We start from the raw sequence: 13,921 nt of genomic DNA, 5'->3' as shown, positions 1-13,921 counted from the left end.
GCCGAACGCCCGAGCCCCAGCCATTGCGCAAGATCAATTTGTGCGAGACAGGTACCCTGTTCCGATTGCGGGATTGTGCCGGTCAGGCGTCACGCAGGATCGAACCGCACCAGGCGGCAGGCGGCCTGGCCGGCGCGGGTTTCACGGTGTGGTTGCCAGCTCTCGGGCAGAGCGGGCCAGTCGCGTGTGCTGTCCTGCTCGATATAGATCCAGGCGTCGTCGGCCAGCCACCCGCCTTCGGTCAGCTGCCGGGCGATGTCACCCAGCAGGTCGTCGGCAAAGGGCGGGTCGAGAAACACCAGGTCGAAGGGTTCGGGTGGACCGGCGAGGAAGCGCCGCGCGTCACCCGCCACCACCCGGGCACGGTCGTCTAGGCCCAGCAAACGCAGGTTCTCGCGCAGGGCCTGGAGGGCCGGGCGCGCGCGCTCGACGAAGATCGCTTCGGCTGCGCCGCGCGAGAGGGCCTCGAGCCCCAGGGCGCCGGAGCCGGCGAACACGTCGAGCACCCGCCGGCCGCCTACCTCGCCCTGCAGCCAGTTGAACAGGGTCTCGCGCACCCGGTCGGCAGTGGGGCGCAGTCCGCGCACATCGGGAAAGTGCAGTATCCGCCCCCGGTGGCTGCCGCCGACAATGCGCAGGCGGTTGCGCCGCCCACTCACTCGGGCTTGCCACCCACGATGACGGCGATGCTGCGCGCCGGGTCGATGCGCCGCAGGAAGGCATCACGCACATCGGCCAGGGTCACCGCCGCGATCTTGTCGGCAAGGGTATCGAGCCAGTCGAGCGGCAGGTCGTAGAAGCCGATCATGGCGATGTACTGCACGATCTTGCGGTTGTTGCTGATCTGCAGCGGGAAGCCGCCGATCAGGTTCTTCTTGGCGGCATCCAGCAGGGCCTGGGGCGGTCCCTCCTGCACGAAGTGCTCGAGGGTCTCGCGCATCACCTCGAGGGTCTCGCCGGCCTTGTCGTTCTTCGTCTGGGCAAGCATCAGGAAGGGGCCGGTGGCCCGCATGGGACTGAAATAACTGTACACGCTGTAGGACAGGCCGCGCTTGTTGCGCACCTCCTCACCCAGGATGGAGACCAGCGAACTGCCGCCGAGCACATGGTTGCCCACGTACAGGGGGAAATAATCGGGATCGCCGCGCCGCAGCCCGAGCTGGCCGATGAGGATGTGCGTCTGGCTGGAGGGGAAACTCAACCGCAGCTCGCCGCCGGGCACGGGCTCCGGGATCGGCAGGGGTGGCGCATGGCGACCGCGCGGCAAGGCAGCGGTGATGCGTTCAGCGACCTGCTCGGCAGTGGCGCGATCGACATCTCCCACCAGGGCGATCACCGCGTTGGCGGCGACATAGTACTGCCGATGGAAGGCGCGCAGCCGGGCCTTGTCGATCTTCGGCAGCGACTGCTCGGTGCCACCGCCGGGATGGGCATAGGGGTGGTCGCCATAGAGGGTGCGGAAGAAACGCTCGGAAGCGATGGTCCCCGGCTTCTGCAGGGCGATGCGGCGCGCCACCAGCATCTGCTGGCGTACCCGCTCGATGGCCTCGTCGTCGAAGCGCGGATGGGCCAGCACCTCGGCCAGGGTGTCGATGGCGACCGCGCGTACCGGAGCCTCGCTGAGGGTGCGCAGGCTCACCCAGGCCATGTCGCGGGCCGAGCCGGTACCCAGATCGATGCCGCGATCCTCGAGACGCGTAGCCAGGGCGTCGGCATCCCACTCGCCCGCACCCTCGGCGAGCAGGCCGTTGACGAAGGCCGCCAGACCGGGCAACTCGCCGTCGCGTGCGCTGCCGGCATCGAACACCACGCGCACGTCCAGCATCGGCAGGGCATGGGTCTCGACGAACAGCACCTTCGCCCCCTGCGGCGTGGTCCAGAACTGAATCTTCGGGGTGGCCGCCAGCGCGCCCAGCGGCAGCAGCCACAACAACAGCAGGAACTTGATCCTATTTGCCATGGGTCGTCCCCCGGGTGATCGGCGTGGTACGCACCGGCTTGTCGGTCGGCTGTGGCACCAAGGTGGCCACGGTGAGGTAGTCGTCCTTCAGGTACTTGCGCGCCACCGCCTGCACCTGTTCAGGCGTGACCGCGCGCAGGCGCTCGATCTCGCGCTCCAGCAAGTGCCAGTCCAGCCCGATGGTCTCGAGGATGCCGATCTCCATGGCCTGGTAGAAGATGGAATCGGCCTGAAAGACCTTGGCCGCCACCGCCTGGGTGACCACCCGGTCCAGCTCCTCCCTGGAGACCAGGGTCTCCTGCAAGCGCTTCACCTCCTCGCGCAGGGCCTGTTCGACCTCGGCGGCACGATGGCCCTCGGTGGGGGTGCCGTCGAACAGGAACAGACCAGGCAGGCGCGAATACAGGTCGTACTGGGCACCGGCGGAGGCGGCGATCTTGCGGCCGCGCACCAGATCACGCGCCAGACGCGCACTGGCACCGCCGTCGAGCACCGCGGCGGCCACGGTGAGCGCATAGGGTTCCCAGTCGTGCTCGGCGCTCGCCAGATTGGGCACCTTGTAGCCCATCAGCACATAGGGCTGCTTGGCCGGCGCCTTTACCGTCACCCGGGTGATGCCACGCTGCTCGGGCTCGGCCGGGCGGCGCGGCGCGGGCACCTTGCCCGCCGGGATGGGGCCGAAATGCTTCTTCGCCAGCGCCAGCACCTGCTGCGGATCGACATCACCCACCACCACCAGGGTGGCGTTGTTGGGCTGGTACCAGAAGTCGTACCAGCGCTGCAGGGCGTCGATCTCCATGTTGGCGAGATCGTCCATCCAGCCGATCACCGGGTTCTGGTACGGCGAGGCACGCCAGGCGACCGCCATGAGCTGCTCGTAGGTCAGGCCGCTCGGGCTGTCGTCGGTGCGCATGCGGCGCTCCTCCATCACCACCGCCAGTTCCTTGCGGAACTCCTTCTCCTCGAACACCACGTTGCGCATGCGGTCGGCCTCCAGCTCGAGCGCGCGATCCAGGTGCTCGACCGAGAGGGTCTCGAAGTAGGCGGTGTAGTCGCGGCTGGTGAAGGCATTCTCGCTGCCGCCCAGTTCGGCCACGATGCGCGAGAACTCACCCGGCCCGTGTGCCCGGGTACCCTTGAACATCATGTGCTCCAGCAGGTGCGACAGGCCGGTGCGCCCGCCCTCCTCGTAGCTGGAACCGATCCTGTACCAGACCTGACTGACCGCCACCGGGGCGCGATGCTCCTCCTTGACGATCACCTTCAAGCCGTTGTCGAGCAGGAACTCATGGACCGGCGCCGCGCCGGCCGCAGCAATGGCCGGCAGCAGGGCGAGCAGCACGGACAGAAGACGTGAAAACATGATGTGCGAATACTCCTGAATGGCCCGCAGGTGTTAGGATTCGGGGCATCGAGACCTGCGGTATTCTTCCAAGAGCCGCAGCCGACTGCAAGACAAATCCCCGCCTTCTCACAGACACCCGGGGAAACCACTTCCCGCAGCACTGGAAGGACCACATGTTCGGATTCGGCAAGAAGAAGACCCAGGAGACCCCCGCCCCCGAGAAGAAGCCCGGGCTGTTCGAGCGCTTGCGCCGCGGCCTGTCGCGTACCCGCGCCAACCTGGGCGACGGCCTGGCCAGCCTGTTGCTGGGACGCCGCCAGATCGACGACGAGCTGCTCGAGGAACTCGAGACCCTGCTGCTCACCGCCGACGTGGGCGTGGACACCACACGCCGCATCATCGACGAGCTGACCGCGCGGGTGATACGCCACGAGCTGTCCGACCCGCAGGCCCTGCAACAGGTGCTGCAGGACATGCTGACCGACATCCTCGAGCAGGCCGACCGGCCGGTGAAGGCCGCGGCCGAGGGCCGGCCACAGGTGATCCTCATGGTCGGTATCAACGGTGCCGGCAAGACCACCACCATCGGCAAGCTGGCGCGGCGCCTGCTCGACGAGGGCCAGAAGGTGATGCTGGCCGCCGGCGACACCTTCCGCGCCGCCGCGGTCGAGCAACTGCAGACCTGGGGCGAACGCAACGGCGTGCCGGTGATCGCCCAGGCCACGGGCGCGGACGCTGCCTCGGTGATCTTCGACGCCCTGCAGGCGGCGCAGGCACGCGGCATGGATGTGCTGATCGCCGATACTGCCGGTCGCCTGCACACCAAGTCCAACCTGATGGACGAGCTGGCGAAGATCGCGCGGGTGATGAAAAAACTCGATCCCGAGGCGCCCCACGAGGTCATGCTGGTGGTCGATGCCACCACCGGGCAGAACGCCCTCAACCAGGCACGCCAGTTCGACGAGGCGGTACCGCTGACCGGCATCACGCTCACCAAGCTGGACGGCACCGCGCGCGGTGGCATCGTGTTCGCCATTGCCGACACCCTGGGCATCCCCATCCGCTTCATCGGCGTCGGCGAAGGCATCGAGGACCTGCGCCCCTTCGAGGCGCGCGAGTTCGTGCGCGCCCTGTTCGAGCGCTCGGAGGACGACACCGCGACATGATCCGCTTCGACAACGTCGCCAAGCGCTACCCCACCGGGCGCGAGGGCCTGGCCGGGGTCAGCCTGCAGGTGGAACCGGGCGAGCTGGTGTTCGTCACCGGCCATTCCGGCGCCGGCAAGAGCACCTTGCTCAAGCTGATCGGACTGCTCGAGCGTGCCACCCGCGGCCAGGTCTGGGTCAACGAACGCAACCTCAACCGCCTGAAGGCGCGCGACGTGCCTTACCACCGCCGCGAGGTGGGCATGATCTTCCAGGACCACCGCCTGCTCGCCGACCGTACCGTGTTCGACAACGTGGCCCTGCCGCTGGTGGTCGCCGGCATGGGCCACCAGGAAATCCAGCGCCGGGTGCGCGCCGCGCTGGACAAGGTCGGCCTGCTGGGCAAGGAACGCAGCCAGCCGATTTCCCTTTCGGGTGGCGAACAGCAGCGCGTGGGCATCGCCCGCGCCTTGGTGAGCAAGCCGCCGGTGCTGCTTGCCGACGAGCCCACCGGCAACCTCGACCCCGAGCTCTCGCGCGAGATCATGGAACTGTTCCTGCAATTCAATCAGGTGGGCGTGACCATGCTCATCGCCACCCACGATGTCGACCTGATCCGGGGCTTCGGCAAGCGCATCGTGCAGCTGCGCGAGGGCCGCATCCTGCACGACTCGGGAGCGGCGGCATGAAACGCGATACCCAGCCGACCGGCTTCCGGCGCAACCGCAACCCGCTGACCTGGCTGGCGCGGCATGCGCAGAACGCCCTGGCCTCGCTGGGCCGGCTGGCCCGGCAACCACTCGCCACCCTGATGACCACCGCGGTGATCGGCATCGCCATTGCGCTGCCCAGCGGGCTCTACCTGCTGGTGGACAATGTACGCGAGCTCACGGGCAACTGGGACGGTGGCTCGAGCATCTCGCTGTTCCTGGCAGACGAGATCGACGACCGCAAGGCCGCGGTGGTACGCGACACCCTGGCACGGCGCTCGGACGTCGGCGAGGCGCGCCTGATCACCCGCGCCCAGGCGCTGGAGGAATTTCGCCAGCGCTCCGGCTTCGGCGAGGCGCTGGACCTGCTCGACCGCAACCCGCTGCCGGCAGTCATCCTGATCCGGCCCGCCACCTTCGCCAGCTCGGCGGCGGATACCGAGCGCCTGGCGAAAGAACTCGGACAGTACCGGGAGATCGCTCTGGTGCGCGTGGACCTGCAATGGGTGCGCCGTCTGGAGGCCATCACCCATGCCCTCGAGCGTGGCATCCTGGTCTTGGCCGGCCTGCTCTCGACCGCGGTGCTGCTGATCGTCGGCAACACCGTGCGCCTGGAGATCCAGAACCGCCACCACGAGATCGAGGTGGTCAAGCTGGTCGGCGGCACCGACGCCTTCATCCGCCGCCCCTTCCTCTACGAGGGGCTGTGGTACGGCCTGCTCGGCGCCCTGATCGCGCTGCTCCTGGTGACCCTCGGCCTCGGCCTGATGCAGGGCCCGGTACAGCGCCTGGCCGGGCTCTACGCCTCGGACTTCCAGCTGGGCCTTGTCACCTCCGGCACCTTGCTGAGCGTGCTCGCCGGCGGCCCGCTGCTCGGCCTGGTCGGCGCCTGGCTGGCAGTCGGGCGCCACCTGGCGCGCATCCAGCCCGAGTGAGCAGTCCCGGGTGGCCCCCGCCCCCCTTTTGATCCCGCGCAAAAACCCTGCAGATTCTGTGCTCGATTTTTTTCAACCCCGGAACTTTTCTGCTAATTAGCACTCTCAGGAAGCGAGTGCTAAAAACGGCTTGGCACTCTCCAAAAGAGAGTGCTAGATTTGTGGACAGACCAAGAGGAGTCCAACGGACATGACCCAGCAAGCAATGAATTTCCCCAGCCTGCTGCCCACCGGCAGCATGGAGTCCTACATCAGCGCGGCCTTCCAGTTGCCGATGCTCAGCGCCGAGGAAGAACACGAACTGGCGGTACGCTGGCGTGACCACAAGGACCTGGAAGCCGCACGCCAGCTGGTGCTCTCGCACCTGCGCTTCGTGGTACGCATCGCGCGCGGCTACAACGGCTACGGCCTGCCGCAAAACGACCTGATCCAGGAAGGCACCGTGGGCCTGATGAAGGCGGTGCGCCGCTTCAACCCCGACATGGGTGTGCGCCTGGTCTCCTTCGCGGTGCACTGGATCAAGGCCGAGATCCATGAATACATCCTGCGCAACTGGCGCATCGTCAAGGTGGCCACCACCAAGGCCCAGCGCAAGCTGTTCTTCAACCTGCGCTCGGCCAAGAAGCGCCTGGGCTGGTTCTCGCAGGAAGAGATCGAGGGCGTGGCCGAGGACCTGGGCGTCAAGCCCGAGACAGTGATCGAGATGGAGGCGCGCCTGAGCAGCCACGATGTCGCCTTCGACCCGCTGGAGGCCGACGAAGACGACAACGCCGCCTTCACGCCCTCGGCCTACCTGGCCGACCTGCGCGAGGAGCCGTCGCGGCGTCTGGAGGCCGAAGACAGCGAACAGCACGAGCACGAGCTGCTGATACAAGCCCTCGAACAGCTCGACGATCGCTCGCGCGACATCCTGCAACGCCGCTGGCTGAACGAGAAGAAGGAGACCCTGCACGAGCTGGCTGCCGACTACGGCGTATCGGCCGAGCGCATCCGCCAGATCGAGAAGGCGGCCATGAAAAAGCTGCGCAAGCTGATGGGCGAAGAGGGCGAACTGCTGGCGGCCTGACGCTCTATCCCTGCTCACATCGGACGGCCCACAAAAAACCCCCGCTATCCGCGGGGGTTTTTTGTGGGGGCCGACGGAGCCGGCGCCCCCCGGACAGGGTCTGCGACCCTGTCCGGGGGGCGGAGCCCGGCTGTCAGCCGGAGAAAACTACCGAGAAGAAACTCAGCCAGGCGACCACGATCAGGGTCACGACGATGGTCATGGGGAAGTTTTCGAAACTGAACATGGCTACTACTCCGTCATGAGAGACAGTCGATTCATCCGCGTACGGCGACCCGCACCACGACCTCAGTCTTCGGAATCGCCGGCCTTGCCCCGTTCCCTCGCAGCGGCACGCCGGTTGCCGGGGATCAAGGGGTCATCGTCGTCCATCAGGATGCGATGCGCCGGTCCTTCGAGATCGTCGTACTGACCGCTCTTCACGGTCCACAGGAAAAACACGACAGCCACCGCCATCAGGCCAATTGCCAGCGGAATCAGAAGGAAGAGTATTTCCATCGGCGGCTCATGTATTTCGCTTGTCGCTAATATACTTCATATGGACGGAGGGGGAAAGCGCCCCCTTCACGATTTTCCGAAACGCACCTGGCAACGCAGGCCCGCCGGGATGCGGTTGCCGAGATTGTCCAGCAACAGGCGTACCCGGAAGGTGCCGCTGCCCGGGTCGACCACCGGGTCCACGATGGCCACCCTGGCCGGGTATTCGCCCCCCAGTGGTTCGGCCGGATAGACGCTGGCCTGCTGGCCCGCGCTCACCTGCCCGAAGTACCGGGCAGGCAGGATCACCTCGACATGCAGAGGATCCAGGCTGGCCAGTCGCAGCACAGGGTCACTGCCCAACAGTTCGCCCGGGTCGATGCTGCGCTCCACCACCACCCCGTCGATCGGGCTCTTCAGCACCCGCAGGCGCAGACGCTCGCGCGCTTCGGCGGCATCGGCCTCGGCGGAACGGATATCCATCTCGATGTCGTCGCGTTCCTCGGGCAAGAGCATCTTCATCTCGTAGAGCGCCTGGTTGCGCTCGAGACGTCGCTGGCCGCGCGCAATCCGTGCCTTGGCGCGTGCCAGGGCGGTGCGTTCCAGGCCGTCATTGAGGCGCACCAGCACCTGCCCCTTGCGGATACGCTGGCCACGCTCGACCCGCACCTCGCTGACCACGCCCGGAGAACCGCCACCGAGGTCGACCTGGGCGTTCGGCTCGAGCAGGCAATCGAAACGGGTCTCGCCGAGATCCCCGGCCAGCGCAACCGTCGTCATCAACAGACCAGCCACCAGGCTGCCGATCCCGGCCTTCATTCGCTCGCTCCGGCATAGGCCATCAGTTCTTCCTCCTGTTCGTCCTGTCGTTGCACCCAGTCGCGCTGACGGGCCGCCGCACGCTCGGCGCGCCACTGCAGCCAGCGCATCAGCAGCAGGCCGGGACGCCCCCCGGGACGCCCCCCGGGACGCAGCGCCAGCCAGCGCGGCCGCCACTGGCGCACCAGCGCGTCTTCCCAGCTCAGCAGATACTGTACCGTGCCCGGATCACCCTGGCGCGCGCATCGCCCCTCGAGCTGGCGATCGATGCGCCGTGCCCCCTGGCAGGCGCTGAGGAGCACGTGCAAGCCGCCGTTCTCGCGCACGGACCCGGCAATGCGAATATCGGTACCGCGTCCGGCCATCTGCGTGGTGACGGTGATGCTCCCCGGCTGCCCGGCCCGGGCCACGAGTTCGGCCTCCTCGCGCGACTGGCGCGCATTCAGCACGCGATGCGGCAAGCCACGCTCGGCGAGCCGACGCGACAGGGTCTCGGAGGCCGCCACACTGTCGCACCCCACCAGCACGGCCTTGTCCTGCGCATGCCATTCCTCCAGGCGGGCGACCACCGCATCCCAGCGCGCCTCGCTGCGGGCGAAGACCCGCGGCGGCAGCCGGCGTCGCTGTACCGGCCGGTGCGTGGGCACCCTGGCAACGGCCAGCCCATACACCCGCCACAGCTCGGTGGCCACCTCGCGCGCGGTCCCGCTGAGGCCACAGAGATGGTGGTAGCGGCGGAAGAAACGCTGATAACTGATCTTCGCCAGGGTACGGTTCGCCCGACTGGGCTCCAGTCCCTCCTTGATCTCCACCAGTTGTTGCAGGCCCTGGGACCATTGGCGGTCGGGCAGCACCCGACCGGTATGCGGATCGATGATCTGTACCTTGTCGTCCTGTACCAGGTAGTCGCGGTCCGGGCGCAGACGATGCAGGGCCGTGAGCGCCTGCAGGCGCGGCAGCAGGGGTTCGGTCGGCAGCGCGAAGCGCAGGTAGATGCGTTCTTCCGGCCATTCCAGCCGACTCCCCGGCAGGCGCAGGTCCATGATGAAACCGGGGCGCAGGGCCTGTGGCAGAGGGGGCTCCGGCGATTCGTTCGTCGGCTGCTGCGGCACCTCCGGCCAGGGGCCGCCGCCCGATACCCCCAGCACCCGACTGGGCAGCTCGCGGGTGGCACCCGGGATCAGGCGCACGACCCGGGCCGGGAGTTCCTGCGCCAGGCGGCTGGCGCGCCGCGCCGTGACTTCGTAGCCCGCTTGTTGCAGCTGGTCCCAGGCGGCCTGATCGAGAAAGGCGCGCACCACCCGTTCACCCGGCGCCAGCAGCCAGCCGACCGCCTCGCCCCGGGCCAGCAAGCGCCCCGGCAGATCGGCGGCCCGCGGCAGGGCCAGTTCGCCTTCGCGGTGGGCACGCAGCAGCAGGGCCGCGACCCGTTCGCGCAGGCGCTCGGCCTCTCCCCGGGCAAAGGCCAGCGCCTGTTGCGCCAATTCGCGTTCGACCCGGTCACCCGTTGCGGCCTCCAGGCGGGCACGCGACCCGGCCAGCCGGGCCTCGGCGACCCGCAGGCGGGCATTCTCGGGCACCCAGACCACCCCCTGCACCAGCAGGTTGTGTGGCAGGGGCAGCCAGGCGACAGCGGCCCAGGCGAGCATCAGCCCGCCCAGCATCAGGCCATAGCCGCGCAGGCGTCGACGACGCAGCGACAGGGTGCGGGTCAGCCGCCAGAAGCGACCGATCAGCGGGATCAGCAGGCTGCCGGCCAGTGCCCAGGCCGCAAGCACGATACCCACGGCGAAGAAGCGCCCGGAGACGAACAGCAGGATGCCGGCCACCAGCAGGGTCCGGTACACGAAGGAGAGCACGGCGTAGGCGGTCAGCCAGGGGGCCTCACCCGGGGCCTGCACGGCCGGTTCGGCCTCGCGGTCGCCCAGCAGGTAACGGCGCGCCAGCCAGCCGATGTGCGCATTGGCGCGTTTCGCCAGATTGGGGATCTGCAGGGCATCGGCCAGCACGTAATAGGCATCGAACTTGAGCAGGGGATTGCCGTTGACCAGCAGGCTGGAGACGGTGCCGATCAGCATCGTCTGCCAGGCCAGCGCCCTCGCCAGACCGGGCTCGGCATAGACCCAGAACCACATCGCCAGGGCGGCAATGCCCAGCTCGGTGAGCACCCCGGCCGCCGCTACCATCATGCGTTGCGCCGGTGACTCGAAGCGGGTCGATGCCGAGGCATCGACATAGGGCACGGGCAGGAACACCAGCAGCATCACCCCCATCTCGTGCACCTCGCCTCCCCAGCGCTTGACCGCCCAACCGTGTGCCAGTTCGTGCAGAGCCTTGACCAGCGGGTAGAGCAGGGTGAGCATCACGATGCCCTGGAGGCTGAACAGGCGGTCCTGCCAACCCTCGCGCAAGGTGTCGAAATGTTCAGCGCCGAGCACCGCTGCGCTGCCGACCAGCAACACCCAGCCGAGCAAGCCCCGGCGGCTGAACAGGAGGGCGACCAGCGGCAGGGTGCGCGAGAGGAAGGCGTCGGGGTCCCACAGGGGGATCTTGATCGACAGCGGGGAACGCAGGTACTGGAGCCAGCGGGCGCGTCGCTGCCGCCCCTTGCGCCGCTGCAGTTCGGGCAGTTGCGGGGGGGGGCATCTGCACCAGGTCGGCCTGGTGCAGACGTCCCAGCAGGCGGATCACCTCGTCCTGGGTGGGCGCGGCGTCGCCCAGCCGTTCACAGACCTCCTGCCAGAGCCGCTGCAGGGTGCGCCGACCATCGAAACGTCCGACCAGTGCCCAGCCCGCTTCGTTGATGCGGAAATCACGTCCGCTGACCGGGTCGCTCAACAGGTACCAGCGCTGCCCGCGATAGCGGTGGCGGGACAGCGCCACGTGCCGCCGCAGGCGCGGTCGCAGATCGGCCACGCGGTACCACACCGGGGAAAACAGCTGTCCGCTCATGGCAGCCAGCGCCACAACCAGAGCCGCAGCCAGCGCAAGGGGCGGCGGGCCAGGGCCTGCCACAGCGGAAGTTCTTCGGCCTCGATGCGCGCCACACCCTCCAGGCCCGGTTGCAGGTTACCCATGTCACCGTCCAGTACCGCCTCGACACGAAAGCGGTTGACCCCGTCCTCGGTACTGGACTCGCTGGTGATCCGTTCGACGGTCAACGACATCCTGCGCTCGGGAAAGGCATCGAACACCAGCTCCCCCTGCCGCCCCGGGTGCACCAGCGCCAGTTCCGATTCGGGCACCTGCAACACCACGCGATAACGATCGAGCGGCGCCAGCAGGAACAACGGCTCACCCTGCTTCACCGCGCCGCCCAGGCGCTGACTGAGATCGCCCTCGACGATGACCGCATCAAAGGGCGCGCGCAGGCGGGTGCGCTCCAGCCGCGTCCGGGCCAGTGCGAGTTCGGCCTTCGCCTCGTCGCGCTCGGCCTCGAGGCGACCCAGCTCATTGCGCTCTCCCCGGGCCCTCGCCGCCTGGATCTGGCGTTCGAGCTGCGCCAGACGACTCTGCCAGCGCAGGGCCTCGAGCTGCAGGTCGGCATCGTCCAGCCGTGCGATCACCTGCCCCTTGCGCACCCGGTCGCCGGCACGCAGGGGTGCCGCTTCCATGTAGCCGTCGAATGGCGCCACCAGGCTGCGTTGCACCGCCCCTTCGAGACGGGCGTCGGCACTCACCCGGAAGGGAAGCCGCACCAGCACCAGCACCGCGACCAGCGCCAGCAACCCGAGCAACAGCAGCTTGCGGCCGGGATAGCCCCGTCCCAGCAGGCGCTGCAACTGTTGCCAGGCGCGTTCGCGCACGATGGCCGGCAACGCGCGCGAGCCTCGCGCCTTGTCACGCAGTACCGGCGCGGCCAGGGCACAGGCTGCCTCGGCAAAGGTGATCTCGGCGGCCTGCAGCGGTGGGTCGCGAGGGCGCTCGATACAGATCACCTCGGACGTCTGCCCGGCCACCTGCAACGGCAGGGTCAGTACCTGGATGCCGCCGACCTGTTCGATCAGGGCCCCCTGTTCGCGCCGCAGGGCACCGGCCGCGTCCGCGTCGTCCGCGGGAGTGACCAGGGTACGCCCCTGCTCGTAGGCCTCCTGCATGGCCAGGCGAAGCTGTTCGACCTGGTCCTGGTGGCGACGGAAATCGGCAGTCCCGGAGATGGCGACCACCGCGACACGGTCGGCCTCGACACGGCCGAGGCTGACGCGATCGGCATTCAGCACCGTGGCCAGTTCGTTGACCAGGGCCTGGGTGGCGGCCGCATAGTCGCCCTGCTCCACCACGACCGCCAGCAGGCGATGGGCCGCGAGCAGACGTTCGCTGCCCTGTTGCAGGGCCTGCAGACGGGCGCGCAGGCGCAGGGTGCCGACCTCGTGGATCGACAGCTGCAGGCGCCCCAGCATGGCGGTGAGCCGGCGCTCGTCGCGTTCGCCGTGACGGCAGCAGAAGACCCAGTGCTCGTCGTTCGGCAGGTGCAGGGGGAACGCCAGCAGTCCGTCATACGGATCGGCCAGCGGGCAGCGTTCGGCCACTGCCTTGTCCGCCAGCGCCAGCAGGGGCGTGGCCGCCTCCGCGGTCGCCGCCTCCAGCGGCAGCATGGCCTCCGGCTGCCACTCGCCGTCGGGCTCACGATGAATCAGCAGGGCACGCTCGACCCGGCCGAGTACGGCGCACTCACGCTCCAGCCAGGCCTGGAGGTCGGTCGGGGTGGCCGTCGTCGTCTGCGTGCGGCCGCTCTCGAGCGACGCCGACGACGATTCAGTCATGGCCGGGCGACATCACCGCACAGCAGTCAAGGGCTCGAACTGCGGTCTCAGTGCGTCTCGGCGCCAACATCGCCCTGACCGACCTCGAGCGTCCCGAAACGGGACTCGTAGTCTTCCACCACCCGCTGAAGCAACAGCGAGAGCCGCTTGGCCGCATAGGGATTGAGAATGACGCGGTCGCTCAGGCGAATGGTGACCTGCTGCTGGCCGGTGTGCCAGGTCTGGTTGGTGCCGAACAGCAGGGTCACTTCCTCACGCGTGCTCGACACGTTGCACACATTGGCATAGGTCGTGCGCATCTGCCGATCGTCCCAGACGACCCGGGGCTGCTTGGGTGCTTCTTCGGTCTTTTCGCCTGTCGGGCTCGTTTGCTCCGCCATGGTCACGCTGTCCTCGATGGTTGATGTGGATGAATCCGGAAGTCCCCCGGGCGAGAATACGGGTTCGACGGGGAATTGCCAGCCTCAGTGCCAGCGGCCGGCCTGCCAGCGCCGCAACCGGCCGTCCTGCAGGCGCTGCAGGAGGTGCCCGGCGCGGCTTCCCCAGTCTCCCCCTCCCCCGGCGGACGGGCGGACGGTCCCGCCGAGCCCGGCCAGTGCACCGAGCGCCCCCAGTGCCTGGAGGGTCTCGTCGGGCACCGCCGCCTCTTCGGCCGGCGCTTCGCCCTCGGCAGGGGCGGATTCCGTCGAAGGGGCCACCTC

At 68.3% G+C, this 13,921-nt stretch carries 14 protein-coding genes; 4 read left to right on the top strand and 10 right to left on the bottom strand.

All coding sequences use genetic code 11. The features are described from left to right. Positions 1–89: 89 nt before the first annotated feature. Genes rsmD through EBS_RS01425 form a run of 3 tightly spaced genes read right to left on the bottom strand, consistent with a single transcriptional unit; the run spans position 90 to position 3,323 of the window. Complete coding sequence (gene rsmD, locus EBS_RS01435) at positions 90–659, bottom strand: 16S rRNA (guanine(966)-N(2))-methyltransferase RsmD (RefSeq protein ID WP_043106973.1); 570 nt, start codon at positions 657–659, stop codon at positions 90–92. After that, a complete protein-coding gene (locus EBS_RS01430; protein WP_043106972.1) occupies positions 656–1,960 on the bottom strand; it encodes a M16 family metallopeptidase in 1,305 nt (434 codons plus the stop codon). The genes rsmD and EBS_RS01430 overlap by 4 nt, the downstream gene beginning before the upstream one ends. Further along, positions 1,950–3,323 (bottom strand): M16 family metallopeptidase, encoded by a 1,374-nt coding sequence (locus EBS_RS01425; RefSeq protein ID WP_043106971.1) that lies wholly within the window; start codon positions 3,321–3,323, stop codon positions 1,950–1,952. The genes EBS_RS01430 and EBS_RS01425 overlap by 11 nt, the downstream gene beginning before the upstream one ends. A gap of 155 nt (positions 3,324–3,478) precedes the next feature. On the opposite strand from EBS_RS01425, the gene ftsY reads away from it, so the two are divergent. The 4 genes from ftsY (at position 3,479) to rpoH (ending at position 7,161) form a co-directional block, all read left to right on the top strand. Continuing rightward, positions 3,479–4,471: a signal recognition particle-docking protein FtsY gene (gene ftsY, locus EBS_RS01420; RefSeq protein ID WP_043106970.1), complete on the top strand. Its 993-nt coding sequence runs from the start codon at positions 3,479–3,481 to the stop codon at positions 4,469–4,471. Beyond that, positions 4,468–5,139, top strand: a complete 672-nt coding sequence (gene ftsE / locus EBS_RS01415; protein ID WP_043106969.1) for a cell division ATP-binding protein FtsE — start codon at positions 4,468–4,470, stop codon at positions 5,137–5,139. The genes ftsY and ftsE overlap by 4 nt, the downstream gene beginning before the upstream one ends. Continuing rightward, entirely contained in the window at positions 5,136–6,095 is a 960-nt protein-coding gene (ftsX, locus tag EBS_RS01410; protein ID WP_043106968.1) for a permease-like cell division protein FtsX, read from the top strand. The genes ftsE and ftsX overlap by 4 nt, the downstream gene beginning before the upstream one ends. 190 nt (positions 6,096–6,285) lie before the next feature. After that, on the top strand, positions 6,286–7,161 hold the full coding sequence (rpoH, locus tag EBS_RS01405; RefSeq protein ID WP_043106967.1) for an RNA polymerase sigma factor RpoH: 876 nt from the start codon (positions 6,286–6,288) through the stop codon (positions 7,159–7,161). 288 nt (positions 7,162–7,449) lie between these two features. Here rpoH and ccoS read toward each other — a convergent pair whose 3' ends face one another. From ccoS to EBS_RS01375, 7 genes are all read right to left on the bottom strand, one after another. After that, a complete protein-coding gene (gene ccoS / locus EBS_RS01400) occupies positions 7,450–7,659 on the bottom strand; it encodes a cbb3-type cytochrome oxidase assembly protein CcoS (protein ID WP_043106965.1) in 210 nt (69 codons plus the stop codon). A 66-nt stretch (positions 7,660–7,725) separates the two neighbouring features. Then, positions 7,726–8,457: an efflux RND transporter periplasmic adaptor subunit gene (locus EBS_RS01395; RefSeq protein WP_052199185.1), complete on the bottom strand. Its 732-nt coding sequence runs from the start codon at positions 8,455–8,457 to the stop codon at positions 7,726–7,728. Then, complete coding sequence (locus EBS_RS12630) at positions 8,454–10,931, bottom strand: preprotein translocase subunit SecA (protein WP_052199184.1); 2,478 nt, start codon at positions 10,929–10,931, stop codon at positions 8,454–8,456. Before EBS_RS12630 ends, EBS_RS01395 begins: the two co-directional genes overlap by 4 nt. Next, positions 10,882–11,409: a PqqD family protein gene (locus tag EBS_RS12625; RefSeq protein ID WP_148307600.1), complete on the bottom strand. Its 528-nt coding sequence runs from the start codon at positions 11,407–11,409 to the stop codon at positions 10,882–10,884. Before EBS_RS12625 ends, EBS_RS12630 begins: the two co-directional genes overlap by 50 nt. Then, positions 11,406–13,220, bottom strand: coding sequence for an HlyD family efflux transporter periplasmic adaptor subunit (locus EBS_RS01385; RefSeq protein WP_052199182.1), 1,815 nt, complete (start codon positions 13,218–13,220; stop codon positions 11,406–11,408). Before EBS_RS01385 ends, EBS_RS12625 begins: the two co-directional genes overlap by 4 nt. Positions 13,221–13,267: 47 nt before the next feature. Next, positions 13,268–13,600 (bottom strand): DUF3467 domain-containing protein, encoded by a 333-nt coding sequence (locus EBS_RS01380; protein ID WP_043106964.1) that lies wholly within the window; start codon positions 13,598–13,600, stop codon positions 13,268–13,270. Positions 13,601–13,684: 84 nt separating this feature from the next. Continuing rightward, entirely contained in the window at positions 13,685–13,918 is a 234-nt protein-coding gene (locus tag EBS_RS01375; protein ID WP_148307599.1) for a hypothetical protein, read from the bottom strand. Between the last annotated feature and the right edge of the window lie 3 nt (positions 13,919–13,921).

The organism is endosymbiont of unidentified scaly snail isolate Monju, assembly GCF_000801295.1.
In the GTDB taxonomy this organism is placed as follows: Bacteria; Pseudomonadota; Gammaproteobacteria; order Chromatiales; family Chromatiaceae; genus MONJU.
Note: the sequence above shows the minus strand (reverse complement) of the source record. Positions and strands in the feature narration are given on the sequence as shown.

What these genes read in the sequence shown, in the direction of transcription:
- EBS_RS01430 (WP_043106972.1), bottom strand. Translation starts at nt 1,960, where the DNA reads ATGGCAAATAGGATCAAGTTCCTGCTGTTGTTGTGGCTGCTGCCGCTG.
- EBS_RS01425 (WP_043106971.1), bottom strand. Translation starts at nt 3,323, where the DNA reads ATGTTTTCACGTCTTCTGTCCGTGCTGCTCGCCCTGCTGCCGGCCATT.
- ftsY (WP_043106970.1), top strand. Translation starts at nt 3,479, where the DNA reads ATGTTCGGATTCGGCAAGAAGAAGACCCAGGAGACCCCCGCCCCCGAG.
- ftsE (WP_043106969.1), top strand. Translation starts at nt 4,468, where the DNA reads ATGATCCGCTTCGACAACGTCGCCAAGCGCTACCCCACCGGGCGCGAG.
- ftsX (WP_043106968.1), top strand. Translation starts at nt 5,136, where the DNA reads ATGAAACGCGATACCCAGCCGACCGGCTTCCGGCGCAACCGCAACCCG.
- rpoH (WP_043106967.1), top strand. Translation starts at nt 6,286, where the DNA reads ATGACCCAGCAAGCAATGAATTTCCCCAGCCTGCTGCCCACCGGCAGC.
- ccoS (WP_043106965.1), bottom strand. Translation starts at nt 7,659, where the DNA reads ATGGAAATACTCTTCCTTCTGATTCCGCTGGCAATTGGCCTGATGGCG.
- EBS_RS01395 (WP_052199185.1), bottom strand. Translation starts at nt 8,457, where the DNA reads ATGAAGGCCGGGATCGGCAGCCTGGTGGCTGGTCTGTTGATGACGACG.
- EBS_RS12625 (WP_148307600.1), bottom strand. Translation starts at nt 11,409, where the DNA reads ATGAGCGGACAGCTGTTTTCCCCGGTGTGGTACCGCGTGGCCGATCTG.
- EBS_RS01385 (WP_052199182.1), bottom strand. Translation starts at nt 13,220, where the DNA reads ATGACTGAATCGTCGTCGGCGTCGCTCGAGAGCGGCCGCACGCAGACG.
- EBS_RS01380 (WP_043106964.1), bottom strand. Translation starts at nt 13,600, where the DNA reads ATGGCGGAGCAAACGAGCCCGACAGGCGAAAAGACCGAAGAAGCACCC.